This is a genomic window from Saccharomonospora marina XMU15 (assembly GCF_000244955.1).
GTDB lineage: Bacteria > Actinomycetota > Actinomycetes > Mycobacteriales > Pseudonocardiaceae > Saccharomonospora_A > Saccharomonospora_A marina.
Genome location: NZ_CM001439.1, coordinates 2,970,752 through 2,984,861 on the forward strand (window position 1 = coordinate 2,970,752; position 14,110 = coordinate 2,984,861).

Below are 14,110 nucleotides of genomic sequence, written 5' to 3' on the forward strand. Positions count from 1 at the left end.
TCGGCCGGCTGTCAACTCGCCGCGTCGCCGTGCCGCCCACCTGTGCCCGGCAGCCACGCGCCACGTTCGATCAGCAACTCGCGCAGCAGATCGGGTCTGTCTGTGACGATGCCGTGCACGCCGAGGTCCAGCAACGTCCGCATCTGTTCCTTGTCGTCGATGGTCCAGGTGTGCACCTCGACGCCCGCCCTGGTGGCCGCGCGCAGAAACGCCCTGTCCACGATGGTCATGGGCCCCTGCCGCAGCGGGACCTGCGCCATGACGCCCCTGCTGAGGAACCCCAGTCGCAGGAACGGCAGCCAGCCGTTGGCCCACAGCACGGCCGCCGAGCGCGGGCCGAGCGAGGTGATCAGCTCCGGGCCCGCCAGCATGCGCAGCCGCGCCAGCCGGGCATCGGAGAACGACGCGGCAGCCACCCGGTGGAAGGCTTTGGTACGCCGCAGCGCGCGCACGAACGGCTCCACGGCGGTTCCAGCCTTGACGTCGACGTTGAAGAACGCGCCCGGTAGCTCCTCCAGCACGTCCTCCAGCCGCGACACACCCGCCTTGCCACCGACCTTCGCGCGACGGACGGTGTTCCACGTCTGCCTGGCGATCGGTCCGGTGCCGTCGGTGGTGCGATCCAGCGACGCGTCGTGGTGTATCACGACCACGCCGTCGGAGGTGGCGTGCACGTCGGTCTCGATGTAGCGGTAGCCCTCGGCGACGGCCTGCCGGAAGGCGGGCAGCGAGTTCTCCATGTCCGCCAGTTCGCCCACGTGCCATCCCCGGTGCGCGAACGCTCGTGGCAGCGGCTCGGCGAGGTAGGGATGCGAGACGGTCATGTGGTCAGTGTGCCTGTTCGGCGTGGCCGAGGCATGAGCGTGTGGTGACCGGTTAGGGTCGGCGAAGTGAGCGAACCGGCCGAGCACACCACCCCCGTCATTGCGTCACGTGACGAATTGGCCGGACTGCGCAAGCCGGTGCCGACCCACTGCGGTTGGTGCGGGCAGCGGTTGGAGCACGGCGGCACGGTGGGCCGCAGGCGCCGCTACTGCGGCCAGTCGTGCAGACAGCGCGCCTACGAGCGCAGGCTCGCCGTGCAACGCGGCGGCCTGCCCGAAGACGCCGTCGTACTGTCCGCCGCGGAGCTGGCCATGTTGCAGGACCGGCTGTTCCAGTTGCGCTGCGCGGCCGAGGACGTGGTGACAGCCACCGAGGACGGCGCCGACGTCGCCGAGTTGCGTCGGCTTGCCGCCGAGTTGGCACGCAGCGCTCGAAGCCTGGAACGGCTTCGGTGAGAGCCGTTAGTGCGGCGGCCGCCCAAGCGTCGATGGCGCTGCCGCCGCGTTGAAACCACATCTCCATTGCGCGCCGATAAGCTACATTATGTTAAGTAGTGTCCTCATGGGCTGTGCTCCGTTGCCCGCTCGTCAGCAGTCGCTGGAGTTCGCCGTTGAGCCCCCGCCAGTCGAGGTAGGTCCACGCCACCGCGTCGCTGTCGCCTGCGCGGCGAGGACGAAGCCGCTGTCCTGCCAGTCCGGGTCCCTGCTCCTTCCCTGGCACGCACCGGGTCGGACGCAGTCGGCCACCGAAAAGGTCGTGCTGCTCGCAGCAGGCCCTGCGACACTCGCCGTGTGGAAGCGCTGGAGGAGCTTCGGATGCTGGCCCTGCGTGAGGCCCTCGATGAGATCGTCGGTGCGAACGTGCTCATCGAAACCGCCTTGCGTGCGCTGCTGGACGGCGTTGATTCGCCGTCGCTTCGGCTCCTCGCCGGCCTGTCGCGGAAGGAGGAGGCCGACGCACACGACCTTTTCCGCGCCGTCGCGACCGAATTGGAGCTGACACCTGCCGCACCTGCCGACATACCAGGCACCCGATGGCAGCTTGTCCGCATGCTGTGCGAGGCCATCGCAGAGGGGAGCATGGAGCCGGCAGTCGCCGCAGACCTGATCTGGCATCACGGCTGGAACGAACTCGGCTACCCCGATACGCTCCAGCCGCTGGCCTGCCGGGTGATCCAGCACGACGATTGGAATCCGTCCTGCGGTGTGGAACGCGATCGCTTTCGGCGGCTGATCATCGACGAGGCCAAGCGGCTCATCGATGGACCGTGGCCGCCGGCATGATCCGGCAACAGCTCCTGCCGCGACCGTAGTCTCGGGCCCGCAGGCGGAACCGGCTGTGGTCGCCGAACACCCACGAACCGAAGCCGCTCACGGTGAACTACTTACGCTCGGTGTTCGTTGGGCCCTTCATGTGGCGTCTGACGATCGAACCGAGGGCACTGGTGGTCATCGCGGGGCTACCCGGATCCGGCAAGAGCACACTGCTGCGCTGCACGGAAACCGACACCGCGGTCACGGTGCTGGATTCGGACCAGCTGCGGGACCGACTCCGCGCTCTGCTGCCGAGGACGCCGTACTCGCGGTACCGACCACTGGTACATGTCCTGCACCGGCTTCGCGTGACCTGGCACGTCCTGCGCGACGCCAGCCCGGTAGTGGTGCACGATCCCGCGACCGGCGCGGCGACCAGGGCATGGCTGCGACTGCTGGGGCAGCTCGCCGGGCGTGCCCGGCACTTCGTGTGGGTGGAGTGCCCGCCCGAGCAGGCCGCCGCCGGTCAACGCACCCGAGGGCGGGTGCTGCGCCGGGGTTCGTTCCAGCGGCACGTCCGGCGGCTGCCCCGGGTGCGCGCGGCCTTGCGCGCCGGGCCGCGCGGGTGGCACACGACAACGATCGTCGACCGAGTTGCCGTCGCGGACGGCCTGCACCTGCGGGTCAGACCGCGTCCGAGCGCAGGCCCACGCTGAGGCCTCCCCGGCCCTGTTCGCCCGACGCTGTGGCACCGCTCGATCGATCGGGGCCATGGCCTGAGGGCTTGCTCGGTCGGGGTAGAGTCGGTACACCGAAGATCGCACCGAGGAGGTGAGACCCGTTTCCGCCAGCAACGTTCGGGTGCTCGCCTCGGCGGTCCGCTGACCGCTCGACGAGCGTGAGCGCCCGCTGCACTCGAAGGGCGCTTTCGATGTCACTCCCCCTTGATCAAGCCACGCTGGTCCACACGCTGCGGGCGGCGGGTTGTGTTTTCGCCGAGGACGAGGCCCGCCTGCTGGGCGCGGCGACCACGGACCCGGCCGAGCTTGGCCTGTTGCTCGACCGGCGGGTGTCGGGTGTTCCGCTGGAACACGTTCTCGGCTGGGCCGAGTTCTGCGGGCTGCGCGTCGCCGTGGACCCCGGTGTGTTCGTTCCCCGCCGCCGCACCGAGTTCCTCGCGCGGCAGGCCGCGACACTGGCCCGGCCCGGTGCCGTCGTGGTCGACCTGTGCTGCGGCTGCGGCGCCATCGGTGCCGCCGTCCTCGCGGCCGTGCCCGGGATCGAACTGCACGCCGCCGACCTCGAACCGGCCGCCGTTGGGTGCGCACGCCGCAACCTCGCAGGCCCTGGTGCGACCGTGTACGAAGGCGACCTCGACGAGCCACTTCCCGCCGGGCTGCGGGGCAGGGTCGACGTGTTGGTCGCCAACGTGCCGTACGTACCGAGCGAGGCGGTGGCCACCATGCCCCCGGAGGCGCGCGATCACGAGCCTCGCCGCGCGCTCGACGGCGGCGCCGACGGGTTGTCGATGGTCCGCAGACTCGCCACTGTCGCGCCGCGCTGGCTCGGCCCCACCGGCCAGGTGCTGTTCGAGGTGGCGCGCTCGCAACTCCCCTCGGCCCGTGCCGCGCTCACCGGCGCGGGCCTGGTGCCTGCCGTGCGCACGTGTGACGAGGTGGGCGCCACCGTGCTGGTCGCGACCCGTTCGCGTTGAGCCAGGTCTGGCCGCTTCACACGAGCGCGCTGTTTCGCGCGCGGTGACAGGGGAAGCCATCCGTTGAGCAGGACGTGACGATCAGCGGACAGGCGGCGCGGTAACAGACATGGTCAGCTATGCCTACCGGTGCCCCCGGTGTGGTGAGTTCGAGACGCGATTGCCGATGGGTCGGGCCACGGCCACCCTAGGGTGTCCCGACTGTGGTGCGTCCGCGGTGCGCAGGTTCACCGCGCCCGCACTGCGGCGGGCAGCGACGCCAGTCGATCACGCGCGTGAACGGGCCGAGCGCAGCGCACACGAGCCCGAGGTGGTTTCGGCGCCGCCGCCGAAACCGGTGCGTGTCAGTCGCGACCCCCGGCATGCCCGGCTGCCTCGTCCGTGACCCACCACCTCAGCAACACCCCAGCAACGAGGAGCCGGTCATGCCCGATGTCAAGTTCAGTGTCGACCAGTCCCGCGCCTTCTCCGAGCAGGACGTGCTCGGGCACAACCGCTGGCACCCGGACGTGCCCGCCGCGGTGACGGTGCGGCCTGGCGAGGATTTCCGGGTGGAGTGCCGCGAGTGGTTCGACGGCACCATCCACAACGACGACAGCGCCGATGACGTCCGTGACGCCGATCTGTCCATCGTGCACCAACTGTCCGGGCCGATCGCCGTCGAGGGCGCGCAGCCGGGCGACCTGCTGGCGGTGGACATCCTGGACCTCGGCCCGGTGCCGCAGCAGGTGGGGCCGGTCGCCGGGCAGGGCTGGGGCTACACCGGGATCTTCGCGCGGGACAACGGCGGAGGTTTCCTCACCGACCACTTCCCCGATGCCTACAAGGCGGTGTGGGACTTCCACGGGCTGACGGCCACCTCCCGGCATCTGCCGGGGGTGTCCTTCACCGGGATCGCTCACCCGGGCCTGATGGGCACAGCACCCTCGGCCGAGCTGCTGGCGCGGTGGAATCAGCGGGAAGGTGACCTGATCGCGACGAACCCTTCCGCTGTGCCTCCGCTGGCGCTGCCTCCGCTGCCGGAGAACGCGTTGCTGGGTTCGCTGACGGGCGCGGAGTTCGACCGGGTGGCGGGCGAGGCCGCCCGCACCGCCCCGCCGAGAGAGAACGGCGGCAACCAGGACATCAAGAACCTGTCCCGTGGTTCGCGCGTGTTCTACCCGGTGTTCGTCCCCGGCGGCAAACTTTCCCTTGGTGACCTGCACTTCAGCCAGGGAGACGGTGAGATCACCTTCTGCGGCGCGATCGAGATGGGCGGCTACATCGATCTGCGCGTGGAGGTCATCAAGAACGGGATGGACACCTTCGGCGTGGAGGCGCCGGTGTTCATCCCGGGCCGGGTGGAGCCTCGCTACACCGAGTTCCTGACTTTCGCCGGGCTGTCGGTGACCGAGTCGGGCGAGCAGCGCTATCTCGATTCCTCGCTGGCGTACCGCAGGGCGTGCCTGCACGCGATCGACTACCTCACCAAGTTCGGCTACACGCCGGAGCAGGCGTATCTGATCCTGGGTGCGGCGCCGATCGAGGGCAGGTTGTCCGGTGTGGTGGACATTCCCAATGCGTGCGCCACGCTGTACATCCCCACCGCGATCTTCGACTTCGACCCCCGGCCGTCGGCGGGCCCGCCGCGCGCGGTCGACCGTGGTCAGTGCGCGGTGAGCAGCCGGTAGGCCCGCCGACGGTGGCCACTGTGGCTGTCGGGTGGCGACCGGATGGTTATCGGGTGGGCAGCATCTCCAGGTAGTGCGGGTTGAACATGATGCCGAGCAGGTTGCCGAACGGGTCGGTGACGGTGGCGGTGATGAAGCCCTCCCCCCGGTCCTGCGGTGGTTCGTGTGCCTTCCCGCCCATCGACAGCAGCCGTTGGTAGGTGCCGTCGATGTCGTCGACGTGCCAGTACACGACCGCTCCGGCCGGGCCCGGTCCGCTGGGGTGCGCGGCGTAGCGGCTGTCGATGATGCCCAGTTCGTGTTGCAGGTCGCCGAGGCGGAATTCCACGTAGGCGGGTGGCCCTTCGACCGGGCGTACGAAGTAGGGCTCGACGCCGAGCAGTTCGGTGTAGAAGCGGGCGGCCGCGGGCACGTCGTCGGCGAAGAAGCTGACGGTGCTGAGTCCTCGCAACATGGTGGTTCCTTCCCGTTCGGTGATGTGCTGTCATGGTCCGCCCTTGAACAGCTCACCCTGTGAGCTGTTTTGCTGCGAGACTGGTTTCGTGCGCGCCGATCGTCTCGTGGCTGTCCTGTTGCTGATGCAGGCTCGCGGCCGGGTCACCGCCCCGGAACTGGCCGGGGAACTGGAGGTTTCGGTGGCCACCGCCCGGCGTGACCTGGAGGCGCTGTCGACGGCGGGTGTGCCGGTGTACTCGCAGCAGGGTCGGGGCGGCGGGTGGTCGCTGGTTGGTGGCGCGCGTACCGACCTGAGCGGGCTCACCGAGCGCGAGGCGCAGGAGTTGTTCCTGCTGGCGGGCCCGCTGGCGGGGTCGTCACCGGGGGCACGGTCGGCGCTGCGCAAGCTGGTGCGGGCGTTGCCGGACTCCTTCCGGGCCGATGCGCAGGCCGCGGCGGATGCCGTGGTGGTGGATTCCACGGGGTGGGGCGAGCTCGGCCCTGCCCGACCGGAGGTGTTGGGCACGATCCAGTCGGCCGTGGTTCGGCGTCGCAAGCTACGGCTGGGTTACGAGGGCAGGACGGGGCAGGCGACGCGGCGGATGGTGGACCCGTGGGGTCTGGTGAGCAAGGACGGCGTCTGGTACCTGCTGGCGGGCACCGAGCGAGGTCAGCGCACCTTCCGGCTCGACCGGGTACGCGACGTCGAGGTCAGCGACCTGGCAGGTGAGCGGCCCGCCGACTTCGAACTCTCCCAGGCGTGGGAGCGGGTGGCCAGTGAGGTGGAACGCAGACGTGCCGGTGTGTCGGTCACCGTGCTGGTGCCGCCTCGGCTGGTTTCGGTGCTGCGCAACCAGTTCGGCCGGCACTGTCACGTCGAGGGCGAGGTCGGTGATGCCGGGGACGGCAGGGTGCGGGTCAGGCTGGCCGGTCACAGCGCGCTGTCGCTGGCCGAGCACCTGGCAGGGTTCGGCGGCGCGGTGACGGTGGTCGAACCCGATGAGGTAGGGCGCGAGCTCGGCCGGATCGGTATGGAACTGGCCACGAAATACGCGGGGCTTTCCTGACCGTCGTGACGCCCGCCCCCGCCAGGCGTGGCGAGGGCGGGGTCGTGGTGGCCGCGGCGGGCGGGATGTCCGCATTGCCCCGGCCACCGCTGGTCACAGGTACGGCCGGGTGATCATTTCGATCCCGTGCCCCGCCGGGTCGAGGAAGTAGACCCCTCGCCCACCGTGCTCAAAGTTGATCTCACCGGTGCGTTGGAAGAACGGGTCGGCCGAGTGTTCGATGCCGCGTTCGACCAGCCGTGCGTACGCCCGGTCGAACAACTCCTCGTCCACCAGGAACGCGTAGTGCTGCAGTTGAATGGTCTCCACCGGCGGTTCCGCGAACTGCAACAGCACCCCGTCCTCGCAGCTGAGGTTGGTGAACACGCCCCAGGACGGGGCCGGTGCCAGTTCGAGGATGTCGCGGAAGAAGGCGGCGGATTCGGCCTTGTCCTTCGCGGCGATGATGGTGTGGTTGAAGCGTGCGCTCAAGAGTCCTCCTGTCGTGATCGAACCTTCGAAGCTTTCGGTCAATCACGACAGCGGCGGCGCTCGAGCGTTCGTGCACGACCGCCGTAGCACCGGGCCTCTACCGGCCCGCGCCGCGTTCAGGTGACTACCGGGTCACCAATCCGTGCGTGGCATCGCGCCGTCCCGGTCATCATCGCCGGTAACTATAGCCGACCACGCGTCACCGAAGATGCTGTCGGGGTGACCTGGGACACGCGCGGACCTGCCGGTGAGCTCGGCATGGCGACAATGAGGCATGCAGCAACCACTGTTCAGCTCCGTCGACGAGGTCGTCGAGCGGCTCGCCGGTGCCGGGTATCTCGCCTCCAACGCGGTGGCCACGACAGTGTTCCTCGCCGACCGGCTGGGCAAGCCGCTACTGGTCGAGGGCCCTGCGGGGGTGGGCAAGACCGAGTTGGCGCGCGCGCTGGCGCAGGCCACGGGCAGCGAGCTGGTGCGGCTGCAGTGTTACGAGGGCATCGATGAGGCCCGCGCGCTGTACGAGTGGAACCACGCCAAGCAGTTGCTGCGCATCACCGCCGCGCGGGACGAGCGGTGGGACTCCACACGCGAGGAGGTGTTCAGTGAGGAGTACCTGCTCGCCCGCCCGCTGCTCACCGCCATCCGCAACCCGAACCCGACCGTGCTGCTCATCGACGAGACCGACAAGGCCGACGTCGAGATGGAGGGGCTGCTGCTGGAGGTACTCGGTGACTTTCAGGTGACGGTGCCCGAGTTGGGCACCATCACGGCGGCGCGCAGGCCGCTCGTGCTGCTGACCTCCAACGCCACCAGGGAACTGTCCGAGGCGCTCAAGCGGCGCTGCCTGTTCCTGCACCTCGACTTCCCTTCGCCGCAGCTGGAACGCGACATCGTGACGCTGCACGTTCCCGAGCTCGATGTTCGACTCGCCGAGTCGCTGGTCAGGGTGGTCGGCGCGTTGCGAGGTATGGAGCTGCGCAAGGCACCCTCGATCGCCGAGACCGTGGACTGGGCTCGCACGCTGCTCGCCCTGGGAGCCGACACCGTCGACGAGCAGTTGGTTCGGACCAGCCTGGGCGTGCTGCTGAAGTACCAGGCCGACCACCGCAAGGCGATGACGCAACTGCGGCTGGACAGCCTGCTGGACCCGGCGTCACCGTGACCGGCGAGGCGCTGTCCACCCGGCTGGTGGAGTTCGGCGGCGCGCTGCGGGAACACGGTGTCGCTGTCGGCCCCGGCGAAACCGTCGACGCGGCGGCGGCGGTGGATGTGCTCGGGCTGGCCGACCGGGCCCGGCTGCGCGAGGCGCTGGCCGCGACACTGCTGCGCCGATCGGGGCAGCGTCAGGTGTTCGACGCCTTGTTCGACCTCTACTTCCCCGCCGCCGTGGGAATGTCGCAGGCCACCGCCACCGTGACCGACACCGCGCCGGACACGGTCGCGCGGCTGCGGGACGAACTCGTGACCGCGCTCGCCGCCGGTGACGTGGAACGGCTGCGTGCGCTGGCGGCCGCCGGGGTGGACGCGTTCGGCCGGTTCGGCCCCGCGGGCGAGGGCGGCTCGGGTGGCGCGGCGGAACTGAGTGGGTGGTCGGCGCATCAGACGTTGGAGCTGCTCCGGCCGCAGGCCCTGTTGAGCCGGGTGTTGGAGGCCATGCGGGCGGCGGGCGCGTTCGAGCGTGCCCTCGCCGAGCGGCAGGCGAGGACGGCCATCGCCGGGTTCGGTGAGCAGGTTCGGGCCGAGGCCCGTCGCCGGACAGCCGAGGTGCGTGGCCGTGACCGCGTCGCCCGGCACGCGGTGGCCCCTCCCCCTGAACTGGTGCCCTTCACCAGCGCGAGCCGCGAGCAACTGGAGCAGCTACGCAGGACCGTGCGGCCGTTGTCGCGCAAGCTGGCCACCCGTCTGGCCGCCCGCGCGCGGCGTGCCCGGCGTGGCAGGGTGGACCTGCGCCGGACCTTGCGCAGGTCGCTGGCCACCGGTGGCGTCGCGATGCGGCCCGCGTGGCGGCAGCGTCGCCCCGGCAGGCCGGAACTGGTGCTGCTGTGCGACATGTCCGGCTCGGTAGCCGGGTTCGCGCAGTTCACGCTGCTGCTCATGCAGGCGCTGTCCGACCAGTTCGGCAAGGTCCGCAGCTTCGCGTTCGTGGGTATGACCGACGAAGTCACCGAACTGGTGCGCGAGGGCGCGCAAGAGCCGGAGAACCTCGCGGCGCGGATCATGTCCCAGGCGAGGCTGACCCGATGGGGTACCAGCAGCGACTACGGCGACTCGCTTGCCACGTTCGTGTCGAAGTGGCTGGACGCCGTGGGGCCGCGCACGAGTGTGCTGATCCTCGGTGACGGGCGCACCAACGGTGGTGACCCGAACCTGCCCGCGTTGCGTGAGATCGCCGAGCGTGCCCGGCACGTGTACTGGCTCAATCCCGAGCCCGAGGGCCTGTGGGGCACCGGTGATTCGGCGGCGCGGCGGTACGCGCGGGTGGTGCCGATGTACGAGTGCCGCGACGTCCGGCAACTGTCCAGGCTGGTCACCGAACTACTGCCCGGCTGATCGCACTCCGGGCTCGAACCGGATTGGGCAGAATGCGTTCGGCGTCCGCACCCGGCGGTGGTCGAACCAGCCGGGTTGGTCGGGCGTCTCAGGACAGCGCGCACCAGCTGGGGGCGCCATGAGGCACGGAAAGGCCGCAACCATGACACAACCGCCGCAGTCGGCGCAGCCGCCGCACCGGCAGCCAGGACCGTACCCGCAGGGCGGCCAGGCGCCACCCGGTGGCTATCCACAGCCCTTCGCCCAGTACCCCGCCGCGCCGCAGGCCGAGTACGCCCCGCGGCCGCCGAAGAAGCGGACCGGCCTGTGGCTGGGGTTGTCCGCGTGGGCGGTCAGCGCCACGGCTTTCCTCGTCACCGGGTTCCTGGCCCCAGGTTTCCTGATCGACGACGACGGTGACGTCGATGCGGGTGACAGTCCGGCGGCCGCGGTGACCGAACAGATCGCGCAGGGCTTCGCCGACAAGGACCGGGCCGCGCTCGACGAACTGGTCTGCGCCGGTTCGGAACCGGAGGTCGGCGGCTACACGCGAGAGGCGGTGTTCGTGGAGTCGTTCCAGCTGCGAGGTCCGGTGCGGGAATCGGGCAACACCGCGACCGTCACCGCTGATGTGGTGCTGGAGGCCGAAGGCCGGCAGACGAAGGGCGCGATACGCATTGAGCTGGCCAACGAGGCCGGGGGTTGGTGCTGGAAGCACGCCACCGAAATGTGACAGTCGGTGGTCCCGCTCCACTGTGGGCGGGACCACCGACTCGGTCCGATCAACGTGTCTCGTCCGCTCAGGGACACGCTTCCTTCCGCAGGCGGCCGATCAACCGTCCGGTCACCGGGCGCTGATGGCGATGTGGCCGTTCGCGGAACTGGCCACCATGATCGGCTGGTTCGCGGAGACGTCGGTCATCGTGATCGGCATTTTCGGGGTCAGCGACTTGAGCGCCTTCATCAGCTGCGACTCGGCGTTTCCTGGAGTCAGCGTCACAGGAACACCCATCAGATTGCCGGAGAACTTCGCGGCGAAAAGGACGATGTCGCCGCTGAGGTCGAACGACGGGCTCGTCATGACCGTGGTGCGGCCGTTGTGCGAGATGTCACCTCGCATCCCGTCGTAGGCCCTGAAGGTGGCCGCGGTGAACTTCATCATCCGCACCGAACCGCCACCGGCAAGCGGGACGTCGGCAACACCTTCGTAGGCGAACCCCGTCACGTGGACACTTCCCGACTGCAGCACGACCGGTGCGGTGTAGGCACGGATACCGGCCGTTCCGGACGCCCGCTTGCTGTCCTGCTGCTCCTCGTCCTTGTTCTCGTCGTCCGGAACCCCGGGCAGTCCGGTCACGGGCGGAACGGGCACCTCGAGCGACGGCAGGCCAGGCACGGACGGTGCGGGCACGACACCCGAGGAGTCCGGATCCTCCGGCGCGGGTGTGGTGCTCGGCGAGCAGAAGACGATCAGGTCGCACTCGTCGGCATGGCGGAGCTGTGACGCTTGCGAGGCTTCGGCGGAGCCCGCCACCAGCAGCGGGCCGACCACGGCAGCCGTCATTGCCCACACCAGCAGCGCTCGGCCCTTTCCCAGCCGCACTCGACCGCCCCGCACGAAGCCCAGCGCTTTGCCGGTGTTTCCCGCGCCGGCATCGGAAGCGGGCCTAACGGTGCGGTCGGCCTCGTCAGCAGCGCCGGCAGCGGAGGTGTCCTCACCGGCCTTCGCCTCTCCGGTGGTCTGCGGCCCGCTGCCGCTCGACGTGCCCGAGTCCAAGCCCGCCGAGTCGGCCGAGCGCTGCGTCCAGCCGAACGCCAGCGAGCCGCCGATGATCCCCAGCAGCATTCCCAGCATGAAGCCGCCGAAGTTCGTCGCGGGGAACGAGACGATTCCGCCCAGTACCCCGATGACCGCGTAGAACGTCTTGTGTGCCGGGTCGAACCAGAGCAGCAGGCCGCAGGCGGTCAACATGGCGCCGATGACGACGCCGGAGACACCTCCGACGCCCATGTGCATAACCAGACCTACCGCGCCCTTCATGAACACGTCGAACAGCGGTAGGCAAAGCAGCTCGATTCCCGCCACGGCCAGCAGGAGTCCACCCCAGAACGGACGCGACCGCCGCCACTGCCGGAAGGTCTTGCGGCGGGGTTGGGCGCCTGCGGCTTCTGCGCTCTTTTCGGCTTTCTCGGCTTTTCCGGAAGCCTCGCCGCGGGCCGCGTCCGCGTTGCCGGACATCGCCTCCACTAGCAGGCTCCGCCCCGTGTGACGGACATGGTGAAGTCGGGCATGGCGATGGTGCCTGCCGCCATCTCCCTGGCCTGCATGGCGGGGCCGTCCAGGGTGATCGACGAGGCCTGCATGCCGAAGGCACCCTCGGTGCCGGTGTAGCCGGGAACGGCGCTGAGCGAACTGGCGTCCTGCCCCATGACGATGTCGTTCATGACGCCGTTGCCGCCGAAGTCCTTCACGATGAAGGCGACGTTGGTGCCGGAGACCGGCTTCTCGCCGCCGCCTGCCTTCAGCAGGGTGGTGATCGGCCCCGTCTTGATCTCCATGCAGAAGTCCTTGATGTCGGCCTGCCGCAGCGCGTTGGTCGCGACGTAGTGCTGCTTGCCGTCCTGAGTGGACAGGGTCTGACCGTAGTGGACGTATCCGGTTCCCGAGACACTGCTGGCGGTGGCGCGGAAGGGCTCACCGGATACGGAGAACGACGTGGCGAGCGCGCCCTCGGCGGTGAGAGCGACCAGAGTCCCGCTCACCGCCACAGCCGGTACCAGCAACGTGGCGAACCGCTTCCAACTGACCTGTCCTGACACCTTCACAGACGACATGGCTCTCCTTCTGACGCGACGGGTATGCGAAACCGCCCCGGTCGGCGCGTTGCGATGCAGGGTGTGCGTCGCACACGTGGTCCGGGACATCGACGCTTTCGGCCGTGTTGAGCCTGAGCGTGTGTCGAGGTTTGCTGCGGGCACGCATGCCCCGCGACAGTTCGGGTGTCAAGCCGGTATGCAGCGACGGTGAGCTATGCCGAAACCCACCGCATGACCCGACTCCGTTGTGCCATGCAACCTCCGCGCTTATGGCGGCGATCACATTAAGATCACCGTAGACGGGTGTCAAGCACTAGTGTGTGGACGACTGTCCAATTTGTCGGCTTCCGTTGTGCGCGGGAAGAAGCCGCGCGGTCGTGCCTGCCGTCAGGCGAGGTGTCTTCGGCAGCCGCGTTGTCGCCGTGCTGGTCGAGGTGCTGCTACGACGGCTACAGCTGTCGTAGCGCGTCCAACTCGTCGGACGTGGGTTCCACACCGAGGTCGTGCAGCACCTCCTCCAGGCGCGCGGGCGGCACGGGAAAGTGCTCCTGGCGCCCGTCGGCGTGGTCGTGGTGCAACTGATGGCCGACCAGCTTGCGGGAAAGACCGTGGTCGAGTCGCTTCACGATCAGCTGGCCGGTGAACGGTGAATCGGGGTGGGTGGCGACATAGTGGTTGCCTATCTCGTAGTCGACCGGCCGCTGCGGTTCGTCGCCGATGGCCTGCACCGCCGTCCAGCCCTGCTCGGTCTCGGCCTCCAGCCGCCACTCACCGGCGGCTCGGGTCAACCGGTGTTTCCAGCCCGCCTGGTCGACGACGGTGCCGTCGCGAAGCGGCATCGGATGCATGATGGAGGCGCCGAAGCCGACGTCGGCGAGGAAATCCGAGCCCTCGATCCGAACGACGACGTTCATGTGCGTGCGCGCGCCGGTGCTGTCGGGATAGACACGGGAGGCGCGCCGCGAGACCTCGTAACCCAGGCACTCCAGGGCCGCGGCGAACAGCAGACCGTGCTCGTAGCAGTAGCCGCCCCGGCTGCGGCGCACGAGTTTGGCGGTGATGGAGCCGAGGTCTAGCCGGGGACTGCGACCGATCGCCGGGTCGAGGTTCTCGAACGGGATGGTGCGCACATGCGCCTGGTGCAGGGCGTGCAGCGCCGTGATCGACGGCTCGGAGCGGGTCTGCCCGATCCGCTCGAGGTAGGCGTCCAGGTCGAGGTCCGCACTACCCCACTCGTCGCCGGGCCTGCCCGGCTGTGACTGTGTCATGGCGTCACACTCGCACCTGCAGTGCGGTGGAGGTCAAGCGACCGTGCCGCACGTGATACCC

At 69.4% G+C, this 14,110-nt stretch carries 16 protein-coding genes; 10 read left to right on the plus strand and 6 right to left on the minus strand.

Annotation, left to right across the window (positions count from 1 at the left end; genetic code table 11):
* Positions 1-11: 11 nt before the first annotated feature.
* Positions 12-824 (minus strand): glycerophosphodiester phosphodiesterase, encoded by an 813-nt coding sequence (locus SACMADRAFT_RS14045; RefSeq protein ID WP_009154488.1) that lies wholly within the window; start codon positions 822-824, stop codon positions 12-14.
* Positions 825-890: 66 nt separating this feature from the next.
* On the opposite strand from SACMADRAFT_RS14045, the gene SACMADRAFT_RS14050 reads away from it, so the two are divergent.
* The 6 genes from SACMADRAFT_RS14050 to fmdA all read left to right on the plus strand — a co-directional run bounded on the left by SACMADRAFT_RS14050 (position 891) and on the right by fmdA (position 5,462).
* On the plus strand, positions 891-1,280 hold the full coding sequence (locus SACMADRAFT_RS14050; RefSeq protein WP_009154489.1) for a hypothetical protein: 390 nt from the start codon (positions 891-893) through the stop codon (positions 1,278-1,280).
* Positions 1,281-1,616: 336 nt separating this feature from the next.
* Entirely contained in the window at positions 1,617-2,108 is a 492-nt protein-coding gene (locus tag SACMADRAFT_RS14055; RefSeq protein WP_050998113.1) for a hypothetical protein, read from the plus strand.
* A gap of 128 nt (positions 2,109-2,236) precedes the next feature.
* Positions 2,237-2,794, plus strand: coding sequence for an AAA family ATPase (locus SACMADRAFT_RS14060; RefSeq protein ID WP_040926412.1), 558 nt, complete (start codon positions 2,237-2,239; stop codon positions 2,792-2,794).
* A gap of 215 nt (positions 2,795-3,009) precedes the next feature.
* A complete protein-coding gene (locus SACMADRAFT_RS14065; protein WP_009154492.1) occupies positions 3,010-3,792 on the plus strand; it encodes a putative protein N(5)-glutamine methyltransferase in 783 nt (260 codons plus the stop codon).
* A 109-nt stretch (positions 3,793-3,901) separates the two neighbouring features.
* Positions 3,902-4,177, plus strand: coding sequence for an FmdB family zinc ribbon protein (locus SACMADRAFT_RS29145; RefSeq protein ID WP_009154493.1), 276 nt, complete (start codon positions 3,902-3,904; stop codon positions 4,175-4,177).
* A gap of 40 nt (positions 4,178-4,217) precedes the next feature.
* Positions 4,218-5,462 (plus strand): formamidase, encoded by a 1,245-nt coding sequence (gene fmdA, locus SACMADRAFT_RS14075; protein WP_009154494.1) that lies wholly within the window; start codon positions 4,218-4,220, stop codon positions 5,460-5,462.
* 46 nt (positions 5,463-5,508) lie between these two features.
* Here fmdA and SACMADRAFT_RS14080 read toward each other — a convergent pair whose 3' ends face one another.
* Positions 5,509-5,916 carry a VOC family protein gene (locus tag SACMADRAFT_RS14080; protein ID WP_009154495.1) on the minus strand — a complete coding sequence of 136 codons (408 nt, stop codon included), beginning with the start codon at positions 5,914-5,916 and terminating at the stop codon, positions 5,509-5,511.
* Positions 5,917-6,004: 88 nt separating this feature from the next.
* Here SACMADRAFT_RS14080 and SACMADRAFT_RS14085 point away from each other — a divergent pair, with 88 nt between their 5' ends.
* Positions 6,005-6,964 (plus strand): helix-turn-helix transcriptional regulator, encoded by a 960-nt coding sequence (locus SACMADRAFT_RS14085; protein ID WP_009154496.1) that lies wholly within the window; start codon positions 6,005-6,007, stop codon positions 6,962-6,964.
* 93 nt (positions 6,965-7,057) lie between these two features.
* Here the strand turns inward: SACMADRAFT_RS14085 and SACMADRAFT_RS14090 are convergent, their stop codons facing one another.
* The gene (locus SACMADRAFT_RS14090; RefSeq protein ID WP_009154497.1) at positions 7,058-7,435 is read right to left on the minus strand and encodes a VOC family protein; all 378 of its coding nucleotides are present in this window, start codon (positions 7,433-7,435) and stop codon (positions 7,058-7,060) included.
* Between the two features lie 274 nt (positions 7,436-7,709).
* Here SACMADRAFT_RS14090 and SACMADRAFT_RS14095 point away from each other — a divergent pair, with 274 nt between their 5' ends.
* The 3 genes from SACMADRAFT_RS14095 to SACMADRAFT_RS14105 all read left to right on the plus strand — a co-directional run bounded on the left by SACMADRAFT_RS14095 (position 7,710) and on the right by SACMADRAFT_RS14105 (position 10,697).
* Positions 7,710-8,597, plus strand: a complete 888-nt coding sequence (locus tag SACMADRAFT_RS14095) for an AAA family ATPase (RefSeq protein ID WP_009154498.1) — start codon at positions 7,710-7,712, stop codon at positions 8,595-8,597.
* Complete coding sequence (locus tag SACMADRAFT_RS14100) at positions 8,594-9,985, plus strand: vWA domain-containing protein (RefSeq protein ID WP_009154499.1); 1,392 nt, start codon at positions 8,594-8,596, stop codon at positions 9,983-9,985. Before SACMADRAFT_RS14095 ends, SACMADRAFT_RS14100 begins: the two co-directional genes overlap by 4 nt.
* A 142-nt stretch (positions 9,986-10,127) precedes the next feature.
* The gene (locus SACMADRAFT_RS14105; RefSeq protein ID WP_009154500.1) at positions 10,128-10,697 is read left to right on the plus strand and encodes a DUF3824 domain-containing protein; all 570 of its coding nucleotides are present in this window, start codon (positions 10,128-10,130) and stop codon (positions 10,695-10,697) included.
* A gap of 111 nt (positions 10,698-10,808) precedes the next feature.
* On the opposite strand, the gene SACMADRAFT_RS28550 is transcribed toward SACMADRAFT_RS14105, so the two are convergent.
* From SACMADRAFT_RS28550 to SACMADRAFT_RS14120, 3 genes are all read right to left on the minus strand, one after another.
* Positions 10,809-12,203, minus strand: a complete 1,395-nt coding sequence (locus tag SACMADRAFT_RS28550; protein WP_157617246.1) for a DUF6114 domain-containing protein — start codon at positions 12,201-12,203, stop codon at positions 10,809-10,811.
* An 8-nt stretch (positions 12,204-12,211) separates the two neighbouring features.
* Positions 12,212-12,799 carry a DUF6230 family protein gene (locus tag SACMADRAFT_RS28555; protein ID WP_009154502.1) on the minus strand — a complete coding sequence of 196 codons (588 nt, stop codon included), beginning with the start codon at positions 12,797-12,799 and terminating at the stop codon, positions 12,212-12,214.
* 431 nt (positions 12,800-13,230) lie between these two features.
* Positions 13,231-14,049 (minus strand): arylamine N-acetyltransferase family protein, encoded by an 819-nt coding sequence (locus SACMADRAFT_RS14120; RefSeq protein ID WP_009154503.1) that lies wholly within the window; start codon positions 14,047-14,049, stop codon positions 13,231-13,233.
* Positions 14,050-14,110: the final 61 nt, after the last annotated feature.